Genomic DNA, 21,563 nt, shown 5'->3' with positions numbered 1-21,563 from the left:
GGGCGCACGCTATCGGCGGGGACCGACAGGGGGTGGTGCGGTGGGGGCCGGGTCGGCTGTGGCGCGGAGCAGGTCCAGCGCGAGGGCGTCCGCGCTCCCGGCGGCAGCCGTGGGGATGGACCAGAGCCGGTCGAAGTCCGGCGAGGAGTCACGCAGTTCACTCAGCAGACGGGCGAGATCCCGGTCCTCGGGACAGCGGGAGGCGGCGTCCTTGAGGTCGGCGACGAGGGAGGCGGCGAAGGCGTCGGCGCCGCGTTCGGACCGGACGGCGTACGTCCTGGCACGGGCGGCGCCGCCACCGAAGAGCGCGCGGGCCAGGTTGCGTTCGGCGGCGGGCAGGGCACACGGGTCGCCGTGCAGGGCGCTCCAGGCCGGGTTCCAGCACAGCAGGGTCCAGTCCGCCGCGAACACCCCGGCGGGGACGTCGTCCAGGCGCTCGACGAGCCGTCGGACGCCGGGCGGCACGTGGGTTCCGACGGTCCCGTCGCGAGGCGGCAGGAGTCCGGCGCTGCGGTGGAGCTGGTCGCGTTCGGCGCGGGTGAGCCGGAGGGCCCGGGCGAGGGCTCCGACGACCTGGGCCGAGGGGTTCTTCGCGCGTCCCTGTTCGAGGCGCAGGACGTGGTCGACGGAGATACCGGCCAGTTGGGCGAGTTCCTCACGGCGCAGTCCGGGCGCGCGGCGTCCCGTCGTGACGGTGATGCCCGCGTCGGCCGGGGACAGCCGGTCGCGCCAGGCATGGAGCAGGGCGGCGAAGTCGGTCGGGGCGGAGGGCATGGGGACATTCTCGCCGCCGCGGACCGCGTCAGCCTGGGTACTGCCGGTCCCAGGGACGGGCAGGGCGCTGGCACGACGCCGCCGCGGCAGGCGACCGTGGGGCGGTGCCGGAGCCGGGTGGGCTCCGGCGGCAGGGCGGCTGAGGAGTGGTGCGGTGCGGTACACGATCGTGATGACGGGTGCGAGCCGGGGCATCGGCCGGGCGGCGGCCCAGGCGTTGTCGCGTCGCGCGCCCGACGCCCACCTGCTCGTCGTCGTCCGTGACGCCTCCGGCCGGGGCCCGGCCGGGTGGCTCGGTGAGGTGGAGGGGCAGGTCTCGCAGGGCACCGCCGATCTCGGCTCGCGGTCGGGCGTCCGTGCGGCCGTCGCGGAGATCACTGACCGGCTCGACCAAGGCTCGCTGCCGCCGCTGCGCGCCTTCGTCGGCAACGCGGGCGTCCAGTACACCGACGCGCAGACCGTGACGCCCGAGGGTCTGGAGGCCACGTTCGCCGTCAACGTGCTGGCCAACCACCTGTTCGTGCGCCTGCTGTGGGACCGGTTCTCCGCGCCCTCCCGGATCGTGCTCACCGCCGGCGACACCCACTTCGGGGATCTCCGGCACAACCTGGGCATGGTGCCGGGCCCGGCCTGGCGGTCTCCGCGCGTGCTGGCTCGCCCCGGCGCCTTCGCCCCGTCGGGGACGGCGACGGCGGGGCGCACCGCGTACGCGACGAGCAAGCTGGCGGTGATCCACCTGGTGCACGAGTACGCGCGCCGGTTGCCGGCCGGGGTCGAGGCCGTGGCGTACAACCCCGGGTTCGTCCCCGCCACGGGACTCGCCCGTGACGCGGGCCGTGCCGCCCGCGTCGCGGTGCGGTACGTGCTGCCGGCGCTGACCCTCACGCCGCTCGCCACGGGCCCCCGCACCGCCGGCCGGCGTCTCGCCGACATCGTCCTCGGCGCTGTCCGGGCGCCGTCCGGCTCGTACGTCGACCGCGACCGGGCGGCTCCTTCGTCACCGGAGTCCTACGACGCGCACCGTGAGGCCGAACTGTGGGCGGTGCTCGAGGAGTTCTGTACCTACTAGTAGGTACACTGCTCGCGTGAACGCAGCGGAACGTCTCGTCGAAAGCACCCGCGCACTGCTGTGGGAGCGCGGGTACACCGGCACCAGCCCGAAGGGCATCCAGCAGCTGGCCGGCGTCGGACAGGGCAGCATGTACCACCACTTCGCCGGGAAGCGGGAGTTGGCGCTGGCCGCCATCGGCCGGACGGCCGAGGAGATGCGCGCCAGGGCCGAGGAGCAGCTGTCCGGGAGCGGGAGCCCGGTGGAGCGGGTGACCGCCTTTCTGCGCCGGGAGCGGGACGTGCTGAGGGGGTGTCCGATCGGGCGTCTCACCCAGGATCCGGAGGTCATGGCGGACCCCGTGCTGCGGGAGCCGGTCGACCGGACGCTGGCCTGGCTGCGTGAACGGCTCGCGCAGGTGCTGGCCGAGGGGTGTGAACGGGGCGAGCTGGACGCGGCCCTGGACCCGCGGGCCGTGGCGGCGACGACGGTGGCGGTGCTCCAGGGCGGGTACGTGCTGGCGCGGGCCGCCGCCTCGGTCGAGCCGTTCGACCTGGCCGTCGACGGTGTGCTCGGACTGCTCGCCGCGTACGTCCGCCCCTGACCGGCCGCGCCGGTCCCCCCGCCCTCCCCGCCCACTCCTTCGGAAGGTCACCGCCGTGTACGCCAAGCAGTACGAGATCACCCTGCCCGCCGACTACGACATGGGGATCATCCGCGACCGCGTGGCCAGGGGCGGGCATGTCCTGGACGACCGCGCCGGGTTGGGACTGAAGGCCTATGCGATCCGGGAACGCGGCGTCGACGGCTCCCCGGTCAACCAGTACGCGCCGTTCTACCTGTGGAACGAGCCGGGGGCGATGGCCCGGTTCCTGGTCGGAGGTGGCGGCTTCCAGAACATCGTGCGCGACTTCGGCCGGCCCCAGGTCCTGCACTGGACGGGCATCGCCTGCCACGACGGCCCGGCGCGCACCGCCCCGGTCCGGGCGGCGTCGCGGCGGCTGACCGCGGTGGCCGTGGACGCCGATCCGGACGGAACGGGGCTGGGCCTGTCCGCGCTGGTCGAGCGGGAGAGCGAGGAACTGCGCCGCCTGTCCCGGCTCGACGGTGTGCACACCGCCGCGCTGGCCGTCGACCCGTACCACTGGCGGCTGCTGCGGTTCGTCCTGTGGGCGGGGACCTCCGCGGACGACGTGGAGGCGACGGAACGCTACGAGGTGCTGCACCTGTCCGCCCCGGAGCTCGACCGTCTGCCCGAAGGGCGGAACCGGTAGGGAGCCCGGGCGGGGCGAGGAGCGTCAGTCGACGCCGCCGGCCGGCCAGCTCAGGATGCGGCCCTGGGACCAGCACCGGCCGACCGCCGTGGTCCGGGTGTCCGGTCCGTCGAACAGCGCGAGGCCGAGGATGCTGTGGCCGGAGGCGGGCCGGTCGCCCAGAGTGGGGACCGTGGGGGCGACCCCGACCCCTTCCGCGGATACCCAGGCCACCAGCCGGGCGTGCGCGGCGTCCCGCAGGTGGTCCAGGAAGCGCAGGCGCCGCTGGGGGCGCAGGCGGGAGAGCGCCCAGGTGGTGGTCACGACGGGGAGGGCGTCGGCGGGGACCCGCGCGAACGCCTCGGGCAGGGTGTCGAGCACGTCCCCGGCCAGAAGCAGCGGGGGGTCCGCGGCGGCCAGGGCGATCTCCGCCTCGAGTGCGGCGATCTCCTCCGGGCGGTCCGGCCACCGGCCCGCGCGAAGCCAGCGGGCCTCGGTCGCGTCGGTGACGTCCACGGGGTGCGCGTCGAGGCCGAGGCGGGCGACGACCTCGGGCAGGGCTCGTTCCGGCAGGGGCCGGTCCCCCACGACCGAGGCCGTGCGGCGCACGGGCGACGAGGGGTCGCCCAGTGTCTGACCGTTGTCGTAGGCGACGACCGCGCGGTGGACGTCGAGGTTGAAGCCCGCGGCGCATTCGAGGTCGATCAGTGCGATCGCGCGGGCGTCGAGGCGGTGCGCGGCCTCGGCGACGAGCGGGCGCAGAACGGTGTGGCGCCCGCTCATGTCGGCCGGGGTCCGGCGTCGCGCGGCGGTGGCCACGACCGCGTCGGCGCAGCGCAGGAGGGTGTCGACCGCTGCCGCGGCGGCGGCCTCGGCGTCCCGGGCTCGGTAGGCGGCCGCCAGTGCGGGGGCCCGGCCGGCGAGGGCGAGGTCGTGCAGGGCGGCGAGGATCAGCCGAGGGCCGCGGCGGCGCGCGGGTGCCGTGTCGAGGACGCGCAGGGCCGAGGGGGAGGCGCTCAGGGCGAGGGCGACGTGCGCGGACAGCGGTGAGGCCTTGGCGGCGTCGGACTCGCCGAAGCGGCGGTAGGTGTCGGTGAGGGTCCGGGTTCCACCCGGGGATGCGGGCCTGCTGCCTGGCATCCGGTCAGTCTAGGAGGAGTCTGCCAGCGGTTTCGTCGGGTCGCCGGAACCCACTGCGACTGTTCGAACGTATACTCGAATACGTGACCGAGTCCGATGCCGAGCCCTCACGGCTCGCCCTCCTGCGCTTCCTGGAGAGGGTGCAGCTGCGCGACCTCGAGCGCACCCGTGGGTGGATCGCGCAGGAGGAGCAGCGCGCCGCGGTGGCCCGGCGGCGCGCGGAGCGCGACGGACCGCCGGAGGCCGAGTGGCTGGTCGAGCACGGGCTCGGCGGCCGCTCCCCCGTCTACGTCCACGTCGGCGGGTGCTGGAGCGGCGGCCGGCGCAGCCGGGGCGTCGCGCGCGAGCAGGCGCTGCGCGCTCTGGCCGAGGGGGTGCAGCCGTGTCCGCAGTGCCGGCCGGACACGGAGCTCGGTCTGCTTGAGTGACGAGCGGTCGCCCGGCGGTTTCCCGCGCGGCGGGCCGCCGGGGCCGCCGCGCGGGAAACAGGCCCGCCCCCGGGCCCGGGAGAGCGGGCGTTCGGGGGCGGGTCCGCGGTGCGGCGACATGCGGGCTGTGGGACGCCGCACCAGGTCGGTGGCCGGGCTGTCAGGCTCCGGGCACGATGCCGGTCCGGGCGACCTGGGAGTACCAGCGGGCGCTGGCCTTGGGGATGCGCCTGCCGGTCGGGTAGTCGACGTAGACGGCGCCGAAGCGCTTGCTGTAGCCGTAGCCCCACTCGAAGTTGTCCAGCAGTGACCACAGGAAGTAGCCCCGCACGTCCGTGCCGTCCTGGACGGCACGGTGGACGGCGGCCAGGTGGTCGCGGACGTACGCGATGCGCCCGGGGTCCTTGACCTCGCCGTTGGGGTCGGCGTAGTCGTCGAAGGCGGCGCCGTTCTCCGTGATGATCAGCGGCAGCTCGGGGAAGTCCGAGCCGAGGCGGCGCAGCAGCTCGTACATGCCGGAGGCGTCGATCGCCCAGCCCATGGCGGTGGTGTCGCCGGGCGGCTGGTGGAACGCCACCTCTTCGGCGGCCGGCCACGGGCTGTGGGCGCTGCGGCCGTGGCCGTCGGAGTTGTGGGTGCCGCTGCCGTCGGCGCGGGAGACCAGGGTCGGCGAGTAGTAGTTCACGCCGAGGAAGTCCAGCGGCTGGTGGATCTCGGCCAGGTCGCCGTCGTGGACGAAGGACCAGTCGGTGAGCTGGGCGGTGTCCTTGAGGAGGTCCTCCGGGTAGGCGCCGTTCAGCATCGGGCCGGTGAACACGCGGTTGGCCAGCGCGTCGATGCGGCGGGCGGCGTCGACGTCGGCGGCGTCCTGGGTGAGGGGGCGCACGTGGTGGATGTTGAGCGTGACCGAGCACTGCGCGTCGGCGGGGATCCGGCTGCGCAGCGCCTGCACCGCCAGGCCGTGGCCGAGGTTGAGGTGGTGGGCGGCGCGCAGGGCGTCGACCGGGTCGGTGCGGCCGGGGGCGTGCACGCCGGAGCCGTAGCCGAGGAAGGCGCTGCACCAGGGCTCGTTGAGGGTGGTCCAGGTCTTCACCCGGTCGCCCAGGGCGTCCGCGGCCAGGGCCGCGTACTCGGCGAACCGCTCGGCGGTGGAGCGCTCCGGCCAGCCGCCCGCGTCCTCGAGCTCCTGCGGGAGGTCCCAGTGGTAGAGGGTCGCCACCGGCTGGATGCCCTTCTCCAGCAGCTCGTCGACCAGGCGGCGGTAGAAGTCGAGGCCCTTCTGCACGGCGGGGCCCCGCCCGGTGGGCTGGATCCGCGGCCAGGCGAGGGAGAAGCGGTAGGCGCCGATGCCGAGCTCGGACATCAGCGCGACGTCCTCGCGCCAGCGGTGGTAGTGGTCGGTCGCGATGTCTCCGGTGTCGCCGTTGCGGACCTTGCCCGGGGTACGGGAGTAGGTGTCCCAGATGGACGGCGTGCGGCCGTCCTCGGCGGCCGCGCCCTCGATCTGGTACGAGGCGGTCGCGGATCCCCAGAGGAAGCCCTCGGGGAAGGTGAGGTCGGCGCCGGGGGTGGAGGCGGCCTGATCAGCGGTGACCATGTGTTTCCTTTTCACGTTCGAAGGAAGGAGGGGGGAGGGTTCCTGCGGCGGCGGTTCAGCCCTTGACGGCGCCCGCCATGACGCCGCTGACGATCTGTCGGCCGAAGACGATGAACATCACCAGCAGGGGCAGGGTGCCCAGCAGCGCGCCCGCCATGATGAGGGACTGGTCGCGGATGTAGCCCGCGCTGAGCTGGGTGAGCGCGACGGGGACCGTGGGGTTGGTCATGTCGAGCACGACGAACGGCCAGAAGAAGTCGTTCCAGGCGTGCACGAAGGTGATCATGAACAGGACCGCCATCGCGGGCCGCGCGACGGGGAGCACGATGCTCCAGAAGATGCGCAGCGAGTGGGCGCCGTCGATGCGGCCGGCCTCGACGAGCTCGTCGGGCAGCGCCTCCGAGAGGTACTGGCGCATGAAGAACACGCCGACCGCGCTCACCAGCGTCGGGAAGATGACGGCGGGCAGCTGCTGCGACCAGCCCAGCTCGGCCATCATCATGAACAGCGGCACGACGCCCAGCTGCGGCGGGACCATCATGGTGCCGATGACCAGCATCAGCAGGACGTTGCGGCCCTTGAAACGCAGCTTGGCGAAGGCGAATCCGGCCAGCGTCGCGAACATCACCGTGGACAGGGCGATGACGCCGGCCACGATCAGGCTGTTGAGCATGGCCTTGCCCATGGCCGCCTCGTCCCAGGCGCGGGCCAGGTTGCTGAAGAGGTTGGGGCCGGGCAGGAACGGCGGCGGGGTCTCGCTGACGCGGGTGTTGTCGGTGGAGGCCGCCACCATCGTCCAGTACAGCGGGAAGATCGACAGGAGCGCCGTGATCCCGAGCAGGATGTAGGCGAGCGGGCCCGCGTGGTGCTGGCGGCCGGCGCGCTGGCGCAGCGCGAAGCGGCCGGGGCGGCCGGTGGGGGGCTTCACCGGGGTGGTGGTCCCGGCCGGTGCGTTCGTCCGGACCGAGAGGCTTTCTGTGGTCATGGAGTCTCCTGGTCAGGACGTGCGGGAGCGCAGGCGCTTGATCAGTGCCTGGGCCGCGAAGACGATGATGAGGAGCAGGAACATCGCCCAGGCGACGGTCGCGGAGCGGCCCATCTGGTAGTTCTTCCAGCCCTCCTCGTAGAGGAGGAGTCCCAGCGTCTGGTACTGGTTGTCCGCGCCGCCGGTGATGCCGTTGGGGCCCTGGCCGAAGATCAGCGGCTCGCCGAAGAGCTGGGTCGCGCCGATGGTGGACAGCACGATGGTGAAGACCACCGTGGAGCGGATCCCCGGCACCGTGACGTGGATGAACTGCTGCCAGCGGGAGGCGCCGTCGATGCCGGCGGCCTCGTAGCGCTCGACGGGGATGGCCTGCATGGCGGCCAGGTAGAGCAGCGCGTTGTAACCGGTCCAGCGCCAGATGACGATCGTGGAGATCGCGAACTGGGCGGGCCACTTGTCGGACTCCCAGTTCACCGGGTCGATGCCGACCGAGCCGAGCGCCCAGTTGATCATGCCGAAGTCGCGCTCGAAGAGCATGGTGAACACCAGGGCGGCGGCGCCGACCGAGGTGGCGTACGGCACGAGCGAGGCGACGCGGAAGAACAGCGAGCCCCGCATCTTGAAGTTGAGCAGGTGCGCGAGACCGAGAGCCATCAGCAACTGCGGCACCGTGGAGAGGATGCCGATGGTGATGGTGTTGCCCAGCGCGTTCCAGAACCGCGAGTCGCCCCAGAGCGCCACGTAGTTGTCGAACGCCACCCACTCCATGATGTCCAGAGTGGCCAGCTCCACCCGGTGCAGGGAGATCCAGGAGGTGTACACGAGCGGGTAGAAGCTGAACGCCGCGAACACGACGAAGAACGGCGCGACGAACGCGTAGGGCGCGCCCTTGATGTCCAGCCGGTGCAGCAGGGCGCCGCGACGGCGCCGGCCGTCGGAACCGGGCTTCGGTGCAGGGCCTTCGCGTCCCTCGCCGGTCTGGGCCTTGGTGGTGGAGGTGGCCACCGGACTTCCTTCCTGAGAGCAGATGTACGAGCCGGGCTCCGGGCCCGCCGGCTCGTGGCCGGCGGGCCCGGGGCGGCCGGGAGGAGCGTCGGTCAGCCGACCGCCTTCTCGATGCGCTCCGAGGTGGTCTCCCACGCCTTGGCACGCGCGGTCCCCTGCTCCACCAGGGTCAGACCCTGGGAGAAGGTGTCCTTGATGGTGCCGTCCTTACGGCCGAGGACCTGCTTGTCCGGGATCTCCTGGGCGGCCTGGCCGAAGATCTGGCCGATCGGGGCGTTGCTGAAGTACTCGGAGGTGCTGTCCTTGACGGCCGGGTCCTCGAGCGCGGCCTGGGAGGACGGCACGCTGCCCTGCTTCTTGAAGATGTGGGCCTGCTGCTCCGGCGCGGTCAGCCAGGCGACGAGCTTCTTGGCCTCCTCCTTCACCGGGCTCTGCTCGACGACACCGAGGAAGGAGCCGCCCCAGTTGGCGCCCTTGGGGGCCTTGGCGACGTCCCACTTGCCCTTGTTCTTGTCACCGGCCTTCTCGCCGATGTGGCCGAGCATCCAGGCCGGGCACACGGTGGTGGCGAAGGTGCCGTTGGACAGACCCGGGTCCCAGCCCGGCTGGAACTGGCGCAGCTTGGCGGACAGACCGGCCTCGGCGGCGTCGGCCGCGAGGTCCCACGCCTCCTTGATGACCGGGTTGTCCTTGTAGATCAGGTCGCCCTGCTCGTTGTAGAACTGCTCCGAGTGGCCGTAGATCATGGCGTTGAACAGGCCGCTGGAGGCGTCCATGTAGGAGACCTTGTCGCCCTTGAAGTTCTTCTTGAAGGTCTTGCCGACCTCGACGAACTTCGTCCAGTCGCCTTCCCACAGCTTGGCGACCTCTTCGCGGTCGGTGGGCAGACCGGCGGCCTCGAAGTGGTCCTTGCGGTAGCAGACGGCCATCGGGCCGATGTCGGTGCCCAGGCCGAGGACCTTGCCGTCCTTGGTGGTGATCTGGGCCTGCTTCCAGGGAAGGAAGTGGTCGGTGTCCGCCATGCCCTTGAAGTCGGCGAACTTCGTGGCCTGGGTGTCGACTATCTCCTTGGCACGGCCGATCTCGATGCCCTGGATGTCCTTGAGACCCTTGCCCGCGGCGAGCTTGGTCTGCAGGGCGGTGTAGTAGGTCTGCTCGTCGCCGGCCACCTCGGCCCGGATGTCGACGTTGGGGTTCTCCTTCTCGTACTGCTCGAGGAGGCCGGTCTCCTTGAAGCCCATCACCCCGTACATGCCCATGGTGATGATGACCTTGCCGTCCTTCTTGCCGCCGCCGGTGACGGACTCGTCGCTGTCGCTGCAGCCGGCGAGGAGCGAGATGGCGCTGACCGCGGCGACGAGCGCGACCGCCCTCGTCCGTGCGGACCTGTGAACAGTGGTCATGTTTCTTTCCTCCAAGCGACGGCGCTGACGCACCGGAGTTACGAGTCCTGTAAGAACCACGGCAAGTGGGACGATCCAGGAGGAACGTGTCGATTCACCGGGTGGGAACGTTCCCAACGCGGGGTGGGAACGTTCCCACCGACGGATGGAACACTCGTACCAACCGGGGGCACATGTCAATAACGTGAAACCAACTTGTTTCCGGAACCCGTCGTGCCGTTCACACGGACGTGCGCCACCCGGGGCCGGGAACGGCTCGGCGTCTGCCACAATTGCGGCGATCATGTCCGTGGCCGTCGCCGCGGCCACCGAGGGAGAACCGCATGTCAGAGGGCCGTCCGCCCACGATCAAGACCGTCGCCGCCCGAGCCGGAGTGGGGCGGACGACGGTCTCCCGCGTCCTCAACGGCTCGGAACTGGTCAGCGCCGACGCGCGGGAGAGGGTGCTGCGAGCGATCAAGGAGCTCAACTACGTCCCGAACTCCGTCGCCCGGGGTCTGGTGACCAGCCGGACCGAGGCGGTGGCCCTGGTGATCCCCGAGTCGGAGAGCCGGCTGGGGTCGGAACCGTTCTTCGCGGCGTTGATCCGCGGCGTCAGCGGAGTGCTGACCGAGACCCGGACCCAGCTGCAACTGGTCCTGGTCCGGGACCAGTTGGAGCGGGATCAGTTGACCGCCTCGATCGCCACGCGACGCGTGGACGGGGTGCTGCTGGTCTCGGTGCGGGCCCAGGAGCGGGTGGCGGCCATGTTGGAGGAGATGGGCCTGCCCACCGTCCTGGCCGGCCGTCGCGGGGAGGACGAGCGGCTGAGCCACGTCACCTCGGACAACATCGGGGGCGCGACCGCGGCGGTCGAGCACCTGCTGCACGGCGGCCGCGACCGCGTCGCGACGATCACCGGAGATCTGGACATGGACGTGGGCCGCTCCCGGCTCGCCGGCTGGCGCCGCGCCCACGAGCTGGCAGGGCGCCGGGCCGACGAGTCGCTGGTGGAGCCCGGGGACTTCTCGGAGGAGGGCGGCCGCCGGGCGATGCGTTCGCTTCTTGAACGCGCACCGGATCTCGACGCCGTCTTCGCCGCGTCCGACCTGATGGCCGTGGGTGCGCTGGCCGAGTTGCGGGACCAGGGGCGCCGGGTACCGGCGGACGTCGCGGTGGTGGGGTTCGAGGACTCCGTCCTCGCCCGGCACACCAATCCGCCGCTGTCTACGGTCCGTCAGCCGGTGGAGGAGGTGGGCCGGATGATGGCCCGGATCCTGCTGGCCGAGATCGCCGACGCCGGCGCGCGGCGGCAGCAGGTGACGCTGCCGACCGAGCTGGTGGTGCGCGAGTCCTCCTGAACGCGGTGAGCCCGCCGCGGCTCGCGGTTCCGTGGTGGGGTTTTCCCTGGCGGGCTCCGTGGCGGGGTTCTTCGTGGCGAAGGTCAGTGGTGGGGGCCGTGCCGGCCGAGCGTCCGGACCGGGGTCGCGCCGGGGCGGGTCCACTGCGGCACGGGGCGGCTGGTCGGCCCCCAGGTGGCACTGCCCTGCTCGTCCGTCCGCCAGTACCAGCACGGCTCGTTGCCCTCGGGCCAACCCTCGGGCTTGTCCTCCCACGCCTCGCCGCGGCCGTAGGGAGTCATGTCCAGCAGCCCCATCGAACTGTTGGCGCGCTCGGTGCCACGGCCGGTCGTGGAGTACGTGAGAAAGGTGCGGTCTCCGTCCCTGAGGTAGGAGGCGAGGTAGCCCATGCTCCCGCCGACCGGCTCGTCCACGTCGTGCACCGAGTACCAGGGCTGGGTGTAGCCCATGAACTCGACGAAGGCGGCCACCTCGTCCCACCGGCCCGTGGTCACCACGGCGAACGAGACGCCGCGGGCGTTGAGGTAGACGGCGTCCTTCAGATGCCAGGCCGTCGTGGTGCAGCCCTCGCACTGCCCCTGGGGCGGTGCGCCGTGGTACCACATGTGCTTGTACAGCACGAGCTCCTGGCGTCCCTGGAACAGGTCCAGGAACGGGACCGGGCCGTCGGGTCCGACGACCTCGACCGTCCCGTCGAACTCCACCATCGGCAGCCGGCGGCGGGCTGCGGCGATGGCGTCGCCCTCATGCGTGTGGGCCTTCTCGCGCCGCAGCAGCTCGTCGCGGGTCGCCTGCCAGGTGGCCATGTCGACGACGGGCGGGCGGCCGGGGAGCTGGGCGGGCGGGCCTTCGGGCGTGCTCGTCATGGCGGCGTCCTCCGTGGTGTGTTCGTCTCGTCGGGTCCCCGGTGACGGTCCACAGCGGGCGGCGGCCGACCCGGGGATCAGTACAGACTCCGGTCCGGGGCGGAACTCGTCGCCACTCCGGGAGCTCCTCCCCCGCGACCGGAACGGGTGAATCGACCACGTACAGCACGCGCTGTACGCTGGGCCGCATGGCGAAGTCCGTGACCATCCGCGTCCCCGACGAGGTCCACGCCAGGCTGCAGGAGCGGGCCGCCCGTGAGGGCAGCACCGTGACCGCGATCCTGACGGAGGCCGCCCTGCGCGATCCCCGGCTGTCCGATCCGGCCTCGCTCGGCCGGGCTGCGGCGTGGGTGCGGCAGCACGCCGAGGAGTTCGCGGAGGCGTTTCCCGAGGAGGAGCCGGTCCCCGTGCCGCGGGGCGCCGAGGCCGACGCCGCCTGATGGAACTGCTGATAGACCTGGCGTGGCTCCTGGAGCGCCAGGCGCTGCTCATGCCGCGCGAACTGGACGTGGCCGACTACTCGGCGCTGGCCGCCGCCGTGCAGCGCCATCGGGTCAATACCCCCCGGATCGGCTACGAACCGGACAACGCCTGGCGTGCCGCGGCCCTGCTGGTGACCATCGCCCGCGAGGAGCCGCTGCCGGCGCGCAACGCGTTCTTCGCGGCACTGACCGCGGTGGAGTACATGGCGCAGGCCGGCGAGGCGGTGGACGCGCCACGGGGGGCGCTGCCGGAGCTGGTGGCCCAGGTGAGGACGTACAAGGCCGACGTGTACGCCGCCGCGGAGAGGCTGCGGGCCTGGCGGGCTTAGTGAGCGTTTGGTTCGCTGTTGTCCGTTTGGGTCGGAGCTGGCTGGCAGCCAACCGCCCTCGCTCGCCAGCACGCCCAACGCACGGCTTCTCCATCTCCCCCGCTACAGTTCCGGCTCGTGACCGAGCCCACCCGCCGAACTGCTGCGGACGACGACGCGCTTCTGGAGAGGCTGCACGCACTTGCATGGAGTGCGGAAGGCGCGATCCCTTCCCGCGGAGGTCTCCCGGACAAGCCCTTCCCACCCGTCACGATGGCCGAAGTCGAGCACGTGGAACAGAGGCTCGGGTATCAGCTGCCCGAGTTGCTTCGGCGCATATACACCGAGATCGGGGACGGAGGATTCGGGCCGGATGGCGGCCTCGCATCACCGTGCAAGTGGCCTTCTGCACCACGTCAACCCGCGGATCGGCCTGCGCGAGGATGACTTCCGGACTCTCGCCGACTTCGCCCGTTCTTTGGGTACTTCACAGGCCACCGGCTGAGCCTGGTCCTCACCCTCGGGGAGCTCTGCCCCGAACTCCGTGATCGAGTAGGGCCAGCCGGGAACCGGGATGTGCTGGTCCTTGCCCCGGCCATAGGTGTGGCACAGAATCCGCTCCGCTCCGGCAAGGTGTCGGCGTGGAGCCGCATCCAGCAGGTGACGTCGACGGCCAGGAGCAGCGGGCCATCCGCCGTTCGGGGCAGAGGCACCGAAGCCAGGGCCCGTCGCATCCGGTCCGCGTCGACCTGACCTCGGGCGGGGGCGGCGTAGAGCCCGCCGTGCCCACGGCGGTGTTCACCCACCAATGACAACTCGGCCAGCAACTTCACCGGCCCGTCCCGCACAGAACCGCATCCGCCGGCTCGAACAGGGCATCGGTCCCGCCGGGCATCGTGATGCTGCAGACTCATCCTCACGGCCCTCATGCCGGACGTGTGTGTTCCTTGGTCGGAGCACGTGTGCAGGCGAAAACCGCTTCTGGGTCCGCCGGTTACCGAACCGAGTGATCAAGTACGACGCATCGTTCAACGCCACACGTTGCAGATCAAGTCAGGGGCGTGTACCGAAAGTGCTGGTCGTCGGCGAGACGCTGCCCAAAATGGCATGCGATGTTCGCCCGGTCGTGCTGGGATCATTCGCCATGAACAATTTCGCCCCTGCCGAAGCCGACTTGCCGGACAGGATGGAACAGAACCTGGCGGAACACGCCTGTCATCTGCACCGGAGTTTGTCCAGCGCGACCGTCACAGAGGCTGGTGACCTCCTGGTCGCTGACAGCGGCCTGGACGACGACACGTTCAACATCGTTGCCGCGGCCCGCTTCACCGCCGCCGACGTCACGGCCCGCATCACCAGAACCACGGAGACGCTGGCCGGTACCGGCCGTCCTTTCTCCTGGTGGGTGGGGCCCGCTTCGACGCCGGCGGACCTCTCCGCCCGTCTGACGGCGGCCGGTCTGCCTGTGTCCGAACGCGAGACGGCGATGTGGGCTGAACTGGACGATACTCTGTCGCCTCCCGTCATCCCGGGACTGGACATCCGGAGCGTGACCACTCCCGAACAACTCGCCCACTACGCCTCAGTCCTCGCCGCGAACTGGAACCCGCCCGCCGAAACCGTCCGACGCTTCTTCGCCCAGGTCGCTTCGCAGGCACTGGCCGCGGCTTGCCCGGCCCGGTACCTGGTGGGCTACGTGGAGAACCGCCCGGTCTGCTCCGCCGAGGTGTTCCGCCACGCGGGAGTCGCCGGCATCTACAACATCTCCACCCTGGCCGCCCACCGCCGGCGCGGCTATGGCGGCGCCATCACGCTCGCGGCCCTCCGCACGGCCCGCGAGCAGGGCCACCGCTTCGCGGTCCTGCAGGCGTCGGCCGACGGCGAGCCCGTCTACCGCCGCCTGGGCTTCCGCTCCTGCGGACAGTTCGTCGAACATGCCCTCAACCCCTGAACCGCCAAGACCCTACGGCTGTCCGCCCGTCATTTTTGAATGGGCTTGTCACAGCCACACGTTGATGGCCGCTACGAGGACAGTGGCCCCATACGGCAGGCTGCAGTGCAGGCATGATGCTCTCTGGCTGCTGCGAAGGCTGAGCGTTCTCACCGAAGACCGGGATCAGATCCGGCGGCGTCGGTAGTACGCATACGTGAGGACCAGAAGCAGTGGACCCCACAGGTTCATCAGCCCGCTCATCGCCATCGCGAGGACATCCCAGCCCTCGTCGTACGGCCAGGCCGCCGTGCCCGCGGTAGCGGCTTCGTACAGCCAGTGGATGCAGAGCGCGGTGAGGAGGAGGCCGCCCAAAGTTGCGGGGATGATCGCGGCGGCCGGCGGGATGCGTCGCCCTCCCAGCCTCGGCACCCAGTGGGGAACGACCTCGCCCCAGCCGCGGACCAATCCGAAGCTGAGCAGCGCGAGGATTTCGGTGAGGATCGTCAGCCCGATGACGTAAGGGGCGCTGTACCAGGCAGGGGACATGGGCTCTCCGCCCATGCCGTACCCGAAGCCGATCGGTAATCGCCAGATGCCGACGGGCAGCACAACCAGAGGGATGGCGTGCGCGACGCGCTCTGCCCAGGCGGGCACGCTGTGCTGGGCGGGGCCCGTCGCTTCGGAGTCCGGGCGGGAGTGCCGTGTCGTCGTCATGCATCTACCCTGCCGTGAGGCACGGGGACGCGGATCAACTCGGAGGTTGGCCTTGTCCCGCCCCACGTCCGCCCCGCGGTGGAGCAAGGTCAGCCTCCGAGATGATGAGGGTGGAGTTTCGCGGCTTGGGGTCGCGACGAACTCGGCCACCAGGCAGCCCACTTCGTGGGCGTCGAACAGTCGATCGCCCAAAACTCGAAGGCTCCGCCCAACCTTCGATGAGAATGCTCGACTTTCGCTGCGGCAGGTTAACGGAGATCACGCTCTACAGTTGGAGTACTACAGGCTGTCTCAATTGGCTGGGCCGCGAAGAAGCTGAGGCCGAGCTTGATCGGGGACCTGCTCGCGGACAGACTGCTCTCCATGGGATCAGTGGGCATGGCAACCAGGCAGCAGGGCGGGAACCGACGATGAGTGCCGGCCTGCCCTTCTTTCGCTATCACCCCGATCCCCTCGCCAGCGGGTCCATCCGTGCGGCCTCCGATACTTGTGCCTGCTGCAAACGCAGCGTGGGCTGGATCTACACGGCCACCTTCTACACCGCACACGAGGTGAACGGACGTTTCTGCCCGTGGTGCATCGCAGACGGGAGCGCAGCCGAACGCTTCGCGGGTGAATTCACCGACTCCTATGGGCTTGACGGTGTCAGCGAGGACGTCCTGCATGAGGTCACCCGCCGCACCCCTGGCTTCCACGCATGGCAGGACCCGCACTGGCTGGTCCACTGCCAGGACGCGGCCGCATTCGTCGGCGAAGTCGGGTACACCGAGTTGGCGGCGCATCCCGAAGCGCTCGCCCAACTGCGGGCCGACATGCGCGTTGAGGGCTGGCACGACGAAAACCAGCTTGAGCACTTCCTGACGCATCTTGGCGAGGGGGCGACCGCCATGCTCTTCCGCTGTACCGTCTGCGGCGCCCATCTCGCCTACGCCGACGCGTCCTAGAAGTCGCCTGCTCGGGTGAGGAGCAGATGAGGGTGCAGGCGAGGCTGGTAACCGCGAGGAAGTGCTCGGCCTTGCGTTCGTAGCGGCGGTGGAGTCGGCGGCAGCCGGCGAGCGAGGCCATGGTTCGTTCGATGGTCCAGCGGTGTCGGCCGAGTCGCTGTGATGTCTCGACGCCCCGGAATCAGGGCCCGGCTGCCGTGTGGGCCACCACCTGACCTGGGGGCACTCGCCTCAAGTCCCCGCCGTCCGCAGAGACTTCTCACCCCGAGTAGTCCAGCCAGTTCAGACCACCATGACGTAACGCAGCGTTGGGAAGCCCTGCCCATGATCGTGTTACGAGCTCTACTGACCGGCAGAAGCTGGGCTGGTGCCGCGGTCGGGCGCGAGAGTCCCGAACGCGTCGGCAACGGACTCCGCTAACTCACCCCGAAACCGTTCCACTCCCCGAGCTTCCCCTTGAGAGGCTGCCCATCACCGGTCGAGATCACTCAACGTAACGCTGCACTACTACTCGCCGGGGGTACTCGGCTGTGCGGACCGGTCGCCCGCGCGCACGATGCCGGTCTCGTAGGCGTAGACCACGGCCTGGGCCCGGCTGCGGAGGTTCAGCTTGGTCATCACCCGGTGCAGGTGAGTCTTCACCGTGGACTCGCTGACGCGTAGACGCGTGGCGATCTCCTCGTTGGCGAGGCCCTGGGCCACGAACCCGAGGACCTCGATCTCGCGGCCGGTGAGCGGGTCGGCCGGATCCCCGGCGGACCTGGGCGGCGGCAGGTTCACGGCGTTGGCGGCGTGCCGTTCGACGAGGCGCCGGATGCGGGCGGGGGCGACCAGGAGGTCGGCGCTGAGGGTGGCGGTGACGGCGCTGAGCAGCTGGGCCGGCGGCATGTCCTTCAGCAGGAAGCCGCTGCAGCCCGCACGCAGGGCGGCGTAGACGAATTCGTCCTCGTCGAAGGTGGTGAGGACGACGATGCGCGGGGTGGGCTCCAGGCCGAGGGAGAGAATGCGTTCGGCGGCGGCGAGGCCGCTGAGGCGGGGCATCTTGATGTCCATCAGGATCAGTTCCGGGCGGTGGGCCCGGGCGGCGGCGACGGCCTCCTCGCCGTTCGACGCCTCGACGACGGGGCCGAGTCCCTCCACCGTGCGCAGCAGCGTGACGATGCCGGAGCGGATCAGGTGCTGGTCGTCGACGACCAGGATGCGGGCCACAGGGCTCCTCAGGAAGTGCTCTCGGGGTCAGCGGCCCGCCAAATCCGGCGCCAGCGGGATGCAGAGCCGTACCTGGAAGCCTCCCCCCGGGTGCGGCCCGGCGGTCAGCGAGCCGTGCCAGATCCTTGCCCTTTCCCGCATCCCGATCAACCCGTGGCCGGTCCCTGCAGGTGAAGCGGCCGGAAGTCGACGTCCTTCGTCGGCACCCTCGTCGGCGCCCTCGTCGCTGACGGACACGGTGAGCCGGCTCTCCCCATACGTGACGTTCACTGCGGCCGCGCGCGCTCCGGAATGCTTCACCACGTTGGTGAGGGCCTCCTGCACGACGCGGAAGGCGCACAGTTCGATCCCCGGGTGGAGGCGCCTGGGCTTTCCGATCACACGGACGTCGACACGTACACCGACCCGTTCGAGTTGTTCGGCCAGCAGGGGGATGCGGTCGATTCCGGCCAACAGGTCCTCGGCAACCGGAGCGGTCGGGTCCTCGGCTCCGCCAGGGCCTTGGACGTCACCGAGGTCGTGGGTGCGGAGCACCACCAGCAGGCGCCGGAGTTCGTCGAGGGCGTCCCGCCCGGCCGCGGCGGCGTCGCCGAGCGACTTCCGGGCGGCATCCGGGTCGGAGGGCAGGAGGTATTCGGCGAGTCCGGTCTGCAGGGTGACGATGGTCATGTGCTGCGAGATGGTGTCGTGCAGTTCGCGCGCGATGCGGAACCGCTCGTCGAGCACCGCGCGCCGGGCCTCCTGCCGTTGCTGTTGGTCGAGCAGGGTGTTCAGACGTCGCAACTCGACGTTCTTGGCGGCCAGTCGGCGCAGTGCGAGCCCTATGGCCGCGGCCACGGCGGGCACGATCAGCGCCTGCACGACGACCACGGGCCAGGGCAGGCGTCCGCACACCCCACTGAGGGCGAGGACCGCGGCGAGCAGCGCACCGCCCCACAGGGCCGTGCGGCACCGTGCCCGGGCCGCGACGAAGACGAAGGCGACGGCGGGGACCCAGTAGTTGAGCGAGGGCTGGTATCCCGAGAGGAGGTACGCGGTGAAGCCCGTGGAGGTGACCACCAGGACGGGGAAGGGCCGGTTCTCCCGCCACGCGAGCGGCAGGGAGACTCCGACGGTCAGGAGGTGGCCCCACAGGTCGAACGGCCGCCAGGAGGCCGCGTGGTAGAACGCGCCGGCCAGCGTTCCGGCGACCGCGAAACCCACGGCCAAGGCGATGTCGCCGGTACGCGGTCGGCGGACCGGTCGTGGGCGGCGGGCCGGGGGCGCGGTCGTCCCGCCGTCGCGGGTGAGGCTGTCCAAGGTTCCGGCCCCCAGCGTGTGGTGTGGCGTACGGGGATGCGACCGGCCCCGGGCCTGGCTTGGGCCCGGGTGCCGGTCGCGGTGTTCCCGGCGTCGTTCGTTCGCTCGTTCGCTCGAAGTACTAGCCGAGGAGCATCTCGGTGGTCCAGTAGTTGACGGAGGCGCCGTTGTTGAAGGGCATCTCGTCAAGGAGTTCGACCACGGCGGGTTGGCCGAGACCTGCGCCCGACGGGCCCTGCATCTGCAGGGTGACGGTGTCTGTCAGGTACTCGTCCATAGGGGTGTCGCCGCCCCACAGAACCGTGTATGCCGATGTGCCCGGGCCGAGGGTGACAGCCGCCTTGGGCTTGGTCTGGTCGTCAGCGGCGATGTGCTGACGCGTTCCGCTGCGCTCGGACGGCGGACCGGGCCAGACGTAAGGGTAGGCGTGGACCCGGCAGGTCCTGTCGCCCGTGTTGGTCACGGAGAGGAGCGCGCTGAGCGGCGGGTCGCCCCGATCTCCCTTGTCGTCCACCGCCTTGAAGGTGAGGTCCACGATGTCGCAGGAGGGCGCCTTGCCGCCCTTGCCGCTCCCGCTGCCGGCGGTGCCACCACTGGTCCCCGTGCCGTCGCCACTCCCCTGCTCCGAGCCATCCGTCTCGCCGTCTCCCGTCTCATGCGGCGTGGCGGACGGGCTCTCCGCCGGCTTCACCGACTCCCCCGTGCCCGGTGAAGCCGACGGCGTGCTGCCGCCCGCTGCTTCCTCTCCCGTGGGCCCGCAGGCCGCGCAGGCGAGCAAAGCGGCGACTGCCGTGGCCCCGCGGAGGCGATTCCCCCGGCGAGGAGGTCGTGCGGCGTCGGAGCGGCGCGTGCGGATAAAAGTGTTCACGGTACCCCCGTTTCATGTCTTTCCCCGAGGCTAGGAGGGCTCGGGTGGGCACGCATTCGCCTGGGGGACACCGCGCGCGTCAACTTCCGCAGGTGGGAAGCCCGGTCCGTCAACCAGGGACTGATCCGGTTGTCAACCTCCGGTTTCCGGGTCGCACGTGTCGTCCGCCTGTTCCGCGCGTCGGATCCGCGTCCGGGCGTCATCGCTCACGCCGGGAACCCGCACGGCCCCGGGCGGCGAGGCACCGGGGCGGCGGGTCAGTCCTCGTCGTCCCTCAGTTTCGCCGCCACGCGTTCGAGCACGCGGAGGTCGTCAGGGGTGAGGCGGTCGACGAAGTGGCGCCGTACCGAGGCGAGATGGGCGGGGGCAGCCACTTCGAGGGTCTCCATCCCGTGGTCGGTCAGCACCAGGAAGCAACCCCGGCCGTCCGCGGGGTCGGGTTCGCGCCGCAGCAGGCCGCGGGCCTCCATGCGGGTGGCGTGGCGGGAGAGCCGGCTGCGCGACCAGCGCATCTTGGCGGCCTGGTCCCGCAAGGTGCTGGTGCGTCCGGGCAGCTCGGACAGGGTGCTGAGCACCTCGTAGTCGGGCTCGGACAGACCCACGTCGGCCAGGTCGCGCGCGGTGGCCGCCTGCACGGCGAGCACCATGCGCCGGTAGGACCTCCAGGCCCGTTCCTCGTCGTGATTCAGCCAGTTGACGGCTTCCGGCGACTCGTTCGTTGACATGGAACCAATTTACACCTAGATTTCATTTCCATGACAACGAAAACGATGCGCGTCCTGGTCCTCGTCTGCAGCACCCGTCCCGGCGCCCTGGGACCCGCGGTCGGCTCGTGGCTGACCGAGGCGGTCGGCGCACGCGCCGCCGAACTCGGCGTCGAGCTGGTCCCCGTGTCGCTGGCCGACCTCGCCCTGCCCTTCCTGGACGAGGAGCAGGAACCCGCCTCGGGCGTGTACGCCCACGAGCACACCCGCCGCTGGAGCGCTCTCGTTGACTCCGCGGACGGCTTCCTCGTGGTCACTCCGGAGTACAACTACGGGATGCCCGCCGCCTTCAAGAACGCGCTCGACTACCTGACCCGGGAGTGGGCGTGGAAGCCGATGGGCTTCGTCAGCTACGGCCACACCTCCGCGGGCACGCGGGCCGTGCAGCACGCCAAGCAGGTGGTGACCACCCTGCGTCTGGTGCCGCTCGGTTCCACGGTCGCGATACGCATCAACGACGCCGTCGAGGACGGGCGGGTCCGTCCGGCCCCGTCGCTGGCGGGGGCGGCGGTGGGCGTCCTGGATGAGCTCGTCCGCGTCTCGCACACACTGCGGCCGCTGCGCGAGAAGGCGCGCCCGGGTGTGCAGGCCGGTCCGCTGCCGGGTTCCTACCTGCGGCGGCTGACGCCCGAGGACGCCGGCGAGGTGACGGTGCTGCAGCGCTGCTGCTGGGTGGACGAGGCCCTCGCCAACGACAGCCTGGCCGTTCCGGCTCTGCGTGAGTCGCCGGAGCAGGTGGGCGAGTGGCTGGGGACCTGGCACGCCACCGGGCTGTGGCAGGACGGTCGGCTGCTCGGCATGGTCCGGGCCCGGCGGACCGGCGAGGAGTGGCACGTGGGGCGGCTCGCCGTCGCACCGGACCTGCGCGGACAGGGACTCGGCCGGTGGCTGCTGCGCGTCGGGGAGGGGCAGGCCGGACCGGGGTGCGACACCTTGGTGCTCCATACGGGCGCCCGCAGCGAGGGCAACATCCGCCTCTACCGCAGCGAGGGGTACCGGGTGGTGCCGGGCCCGGACGAGGACACCGTCCGTCTGGTCAAGGAGGTGCCCGGCCGGTCCTCGCGGGAGGAGGCCCCGGTGTCGGTCCCGGCCTCCGGTGTCCGGCCATGAGCATGATCGGGGAGTACGCGCGCCTGTCCCCGGGGAACTCGAGCGGGCGCTGGTCGGGTGCTCCGTCGGCGGGGGCGGATACTCCCGTCGGCG

At 71.1% G+C, this 21,563-nt stretch carries 22 protein-coding genes and 2 pseudogenes; 10 read left to right on the top strand and 14 right to left on the bottom strand.

Annotation, left to right across the window (positions count from 1 at the left end):
• Positions 1-9 precede the first annotated feature (9 nt).
• A complete protein-coding gene (locus ABT026_RS17265) occupies positions 10-774 on the bottom strand; it encodes a helix-turn-helix transcriptional regulator (RefSeq protein WP_351115329.1) in 765 nt (254 codons plus the stop codon).
• A gap of 154 nt (positions 775-928) precedes the next feature.
• Here ABT026_RS17265 and ABT026_RS17260 point away from each other — a divergent pair, with 154 nt between their 5' ends.
• Genes ABT026_RS17260 through ABT026_RS17250 form a run of 3 tightly spaced genes read left to right on the top strand, consistent with a single transcriptional unit; the run spans position 929 to position 3,096 of the window.
• On the top strand, positions 929-1,843 hold the full coding sequence (locus tag ABT026_RS17260) for an SDR family NAD(P)-dependent oxidoreductase (RefSeq protein ID WP_351115327.1): 915 nt from the start codon (positions 929-931) through the stop codon (positions 1,841-1,843).
• A gap of 16 nt (positions 1,844-1,859) precedes the next feature.
• On the top strand, positions 1,860-2,426 hold the full coding sequence (locus ABT026_RS17255) for a TetR/AcrR family transcriptional regulator (protein ID WP_351115325.1): 567 nt from the start codon (positions 1,860-1,862) through the stop codon (positions 2,424-2,426).
• Between the two features lie 55 nt (positions 2,427-2,481).
• Positions 2,482-3,096, top strand: coding sequence for a DUF4865 family protein (locus ABT026_RS17250; protein ID WP_351115324.1), 615 nt, complete (start codon positions 2,482-2,484; stop codon positions 3,094-3,096).
• Between the two features lie 24 nt (positions 3,097-3,120).
• On the opposite strand, the gene ABT026_RS17245 is transcribed toward ABT026_RS17250, so the two are convergent.
• A complete protein-coding gene (locus tag ABT026_RS17245; RefSeq protein WP_351115323.1) occupies positions 3,121-4,215 on the bottom strand; it encodes a DUF2332 domain-containing protein in 1,095 nt (364 codons plus the stop codon).
• An 83-nt stretch (positions 4,216-4,298) separates the two neighbouring features.
• Here ABT026_RS17245 and ABT026_RS17240 point away from each other — a divergent pair, with 83 nt between their 5' ends.
• Positions 4,299-4,643, top strand: a complete 345-nt coding sequence (locus ABT026_RS17240) for a DUF6233 domain-containing protein (RefSeq protein WP_351115321.1) — start codon at positions 4,299-4,301, stop codon at positions 4,641-4,643.
• A 160-nt stretch (positions 4,644-4,803) separates the two neighbouring features.
• Here ABT026_RS17240 and ABT026_RS17235 read toward each other — a convergent pair whose 3' ends face one another.
• The 4 genes from ABT026_RS17235 to ABT026_RS17220 all read right to left on the bottom strand — a co-directional run bounded on the left by ABT026_RS17235 (position 4,804) and on the right by ABT026_RS17220 (position 9,633).
• Positions 4,804-6,240 (bottom strand): GH1 family beta-glucosidase, encoded by a 1,437-nt coding sequence (locus ABT026_RS17235; RefSeq protein ID WP_351115320.1) that lies wholly within the window; start codon positions 6,238-6,240, stop codon positions 4,804-4,806.
• Between the two features lie 55 nt (positions 6,241-6,295).
• On the bottom strand, positions 6,296-7,225 hold the full coding sequence (locus ABT026_RS17230; RefSeq protein ID WP_351115318.1) for a carbohydrate ABC transporter permease: 930 nt from the start codon (positions 7,223-7,225) through the stop codon (positions 6,296-6,298).
• A 12-nt stretch (positions 7,226-7,237) separates the two neighbouring features.
• On the bottom strand, positions 7,238-8,230 hold the full coding sequence (locus ABT026_RS17225; protein WP_351115317.1) for a carbohydrate ABC transporter permease: 993 nt from the start codon (positions 8,228-8,230) through the stop codon (positions 7,238-7,240).
• 92 nt (positions 8,231-8,322) lie between these two features.
• Positions 8,323-9,633 (bottom strand): ABC transporter substrate-binding protein, encoded by a 1,311-nt coding sequence (locus ABT026_RS17220; RefSeq protein ID WP_351115316.1) that lies wholly within the window; start codon positions 9,631-9,633, stop codon positions 8,323-8,325.
• Positions 9,634-9,956: 323 nt separating this feature from the next.
• Here ABT026_RS17220 and ABT026_RS17215 point away from each other — a divergent pair, with 323 nt between their 5' ends.
• Positions 9,957-10,973, top strand: a complete 1,017-nt coding sequence (locus ABT026_RS17215; RefSeq protein WP_351115315.1) for a LacI family DNA-binding transcriptional regulator — start codon at positions 9,957-9,959, stop codon at positions 10,971-10,973.
• Between the two features lie 83 nt (positions 10,974-11,056).
• Here the strand turns inward: ABT026_RS17215 and ABT026_RS17210 are convergent, their stop codons facing one another.
• A complete protein-coding gene (locus ABT026_RS17210; protein WP_351115313.1) occupies positions 11,057-11,839 on the bottom strand; it encodes a DUF899 family protein in 783 nt (260 codons plus the stop codon).
• 188 nt (positions 11,840-12,027) lie between these two features.
• On the opposite strand from ABT026_RS17210, the gene ABT026_RS17205 reads away from it, so the two are divergent.
• Positions 12,028-12,279: a ribbon-helix-helix protein, CopG family gene (locus ABT026_RS17205; protein WP_351115312.1), complete on the top strand. Its 252-nt coding sequence runs from the start codon at positions 12,028-12,030 to the stop codon at positions 12,277-12,279.
• Positions 12,279-12,650 carry a toxin Doc gene (locus tag ABT026_RS17200; protein ID WP_351115311.1) on the top strand — a complete coding sequence of 124 codons (372 nt, stop codon included), beginning with the start codon at positions 12,279-12,281 and terminating at the stop codon, positions 12,648-12,650. Before ABT026_RS17205 ends, ABT026_RS17200 begins: the two co-directional genes overlap by 1 nt.
• Positions 12,651-13,175: 525 nt before the next feature.
• Here ABT026_RS17200 and ABT026_RS17195 read toward each other — a convergent pair.
• A pseudogene (locus ABT026_RS17195) lies at positions 13,176-13,524 on the bottom strand (transposase); the annotation flags it as partial.
• Between the two features lie 291 nt (positions 13,525-13,815).
• Between ABT026_RS17195 and ABT026_RS17190 the strand changes: the two are divergent.
• Positions 13,816-14,580: a GNAT family N-acetyltransferase gene (locus ABT026_RS17190; protein WP_351115437.1), complete on the top strand. Its 765-nt coding sequence runs from the start codon at positions 13,816-13,818 to the stop codon at positions 14,578-14,580.
• 165 nt (positions 14,581-14,745) lie between these two features.
• Here the strand turns inward: ABT026_RS17190 and ABT026_RS17185 are convergent, their stop codons facing one another.
• A complete protein-coding gene (locus ABT026_RS17185; protein ID WP_351115310.1) occupies positions 14,746-15,276 on the bottom strand; it encodes a hypothetical protein in 531 nt (176 codons plus the stop codon).
• Positions 15,277-15,686: 410 nt separating this feature from the next.
• Here ABT026_RS17185 and ABT026_RS17180 point away from each other — a divergent pair, with 410 nt between their 5' ends.
• A complete protein-coding gene (locus tag ABT026_RS17180; protein ID WP_351115309.1) occupies positions 15,687-16,220 on the top strand; it encodes a CbrC family protein in 534 nt (177 codons plus the stop codon).
• A 16-nt stretch (positions 16,221-16,236) separates the two neighbouring features.
• On the opposite strand, the pseudogene ABT026_RS17175 reads toward ABT026_RS17180, so the two are convergent.
• From ABT026_RS17175 to ABT026_RS17155, 5 genes and pseudogenes are all read right to left on the bottom strand, one after another.
• Positions 16,237-16,398: pseudogene (locus ABT026_RS17175) on the bottom strand (transposase); the annotation flags it as partial.
• Between the two features lie 329 nt (positions 16,399-16,727).
• Positions 16,728-17,429 (bottom strand): response regulator, encoded by a 702-nt coding sequence (locus tag ABT026_RS17170; RefSeq protein WP_351115308.1) that lies wholly within the window; start codon positions 17,427-17,429, stop codon positions 16,728-16,730.
• A 27-nt stretch (positions 17,430-17,456) separates the two neighbouring features.
• Positions 17,457-18,728 carry a sensor histidine kinase gene (locus ABT026_RS17165; RefSeq protein ID WP_351115306.1) on the bottom strand — a complete coding sequence of 424 codons (1,272 nt, stop codon included), beginning with the start codon at positions 18,726-18,728 and terminating at the stop codon, positions 17,457-17,459.
• A 121-nt stretch (positions 18,729-18,849) separates the two neighbouring features.
• Positions 18,850-19,419, bottom strand: coding sequence for a DUF4232 domain-containing protein (locus ABT026_RS17160; protein ID WP_351115305.1), 570 nt, complete (start codon positions 19,417-19,419; stop codon positions 18,850-18,852).
• 434 nt (positions 19,420-19,853) lie between these two features.
• Positions 19,854-20,321, bottom strand: coding sequence for a MarR family winged helix-turn-helix transcriptional regulator (locus ABT026_RS17155; protein ID WP_351115304.1), 468 nt, complete (start codon positions 20,319-20,321; stop codon positions 19,854-19,856).
• A 30-nt stretch (positions 20,322-20,351) separates the two neighbouring features.
• Between ABT026_RS17155 and ABT026_RS17150 the strand changes: the two genes are divergently transcribed.
• Entirely contained in the window at positions 20,352-21,470 is a 1,119-nt protein-coding gene (locus ABT026_RS17150; RefSeq protein ID WP_351115302.1) for a GNAT family N-acetyltransferase, read from the top strand.
• Positions 21,471-21,563: the final 93 nt, after the last annotated feature.

The organism is Streptomyces sp. NPDC002734 (genome assembly GCF_040295685.1).
Lineage (GTDB): Bacteria > Actinomycetota > Actinomycetes > Streptomycetales > Streptomycetaceae > Streptomyces.
Note: the sequence above shows the minus strand (reverse complement) of the source record. Positions and strands in the feature narration are given on the sequence as shown.

Bases quoted from the DNA above. Each gene is read 5' to 3' on its own strand.
- ABT026_RS17265 (WP_351115329.1), bottom strand. From the start codon at position 774: ATGCCCTCCGCCCCGACCGACTTCGCCGCCCTGCTCCATGCCTGGCGC.
- ABT026_RS17245 (WP_351115323.1), bottom strand. From the start codon at position 4,215: ATGCCAGGCAGCAGGCCCGCATCCCCGGGTGGAACCCGGACCCTCACC.
- ABT026_RS17235 (WP_351115320.1), bottom strand. From the start codon at position 6,240: ATGGTCACCGCTGATCAGGCCGCCTCCACCCCCGGCGCCGACCTCACC.
- ABT026_RS17230 (WP_351115318.1), bottom strand. From the start codon at position 7,225: ATGACCACAGAAAGCCTCTCGGTCCGGACGAACGCACCGGCCGGGACC.
- ABT026_RS17220 (WP_351115316.1), bottom strand. From the start codon at position 9,633: ATGACCACTGTTCACAGGTCCGCACGGACGAGGGCGGTCGCGCTCGTC.
- ABT026_RS17215 (WP_351115315.1), top strand. From the start codon at position 9,957: ATGTCAGAGGGCCGTCCGCCCACGATCAAGACCGTCGCCGCCCGAGCC.
- ABT026_RS17210 (WP_351115313.1), bottom strand. From the start codon at position 11,839: ATGACGAGCACGCCCGAAGGCCCGCCCGCCCAGCTCCCCGGCCGCCCG.
- ABT026_RS17205 (WP_351115312.1), top strand. From the start codon at position 12,028: ATGGCGAAGTCCGTGACCATCCGCGTCCCCGACGAGGTCCACGCCAGG.
- ABT026_RS17200 (WP_351115311.1), top strand. From the start codon at position 12,279: ATGGAACTGCTGATAGACCTGGCGTGGCTCCTGGAGCGCCAGGCGCTG.
- ABT026_RS17190 (WP_351115437.1), top strand. From the start codon at position 13,816: ATGGAACAGAACCTGGCGGAACACGCCTGTCATCTGCACCGGAGTTTG.
- ABT026_RS17185 (WP_351115310.1), bottom strand. From the start codon at position 15,276: ATGACGACGACACGGCACTCCCGCCCGGACTCCGAAGCGACGGGCCCC.
- ABT026_RS17180 (WP_351115309.1), top strand. From the start codon at position 15,687: ATGAGTGCCGGCCTGCCCTTCTTTCGCTATCACCCCGATCCCCTCGCC.
- ABT026_RS17155 (WP_351115304.1), bottom strand. From the start codon at position 20,321: ATGTCAACGAACGAGTCGCCGGAAGCCGTCAACTGGCTGAATCACGAC.
- ABT026_RS17150 (WP_351115302.1), top strand. From the start codon at position 20,352: ATGACAACGAAAACGATGCGCGTCCTGGTCCTCGTCTGCAGCACCCGT.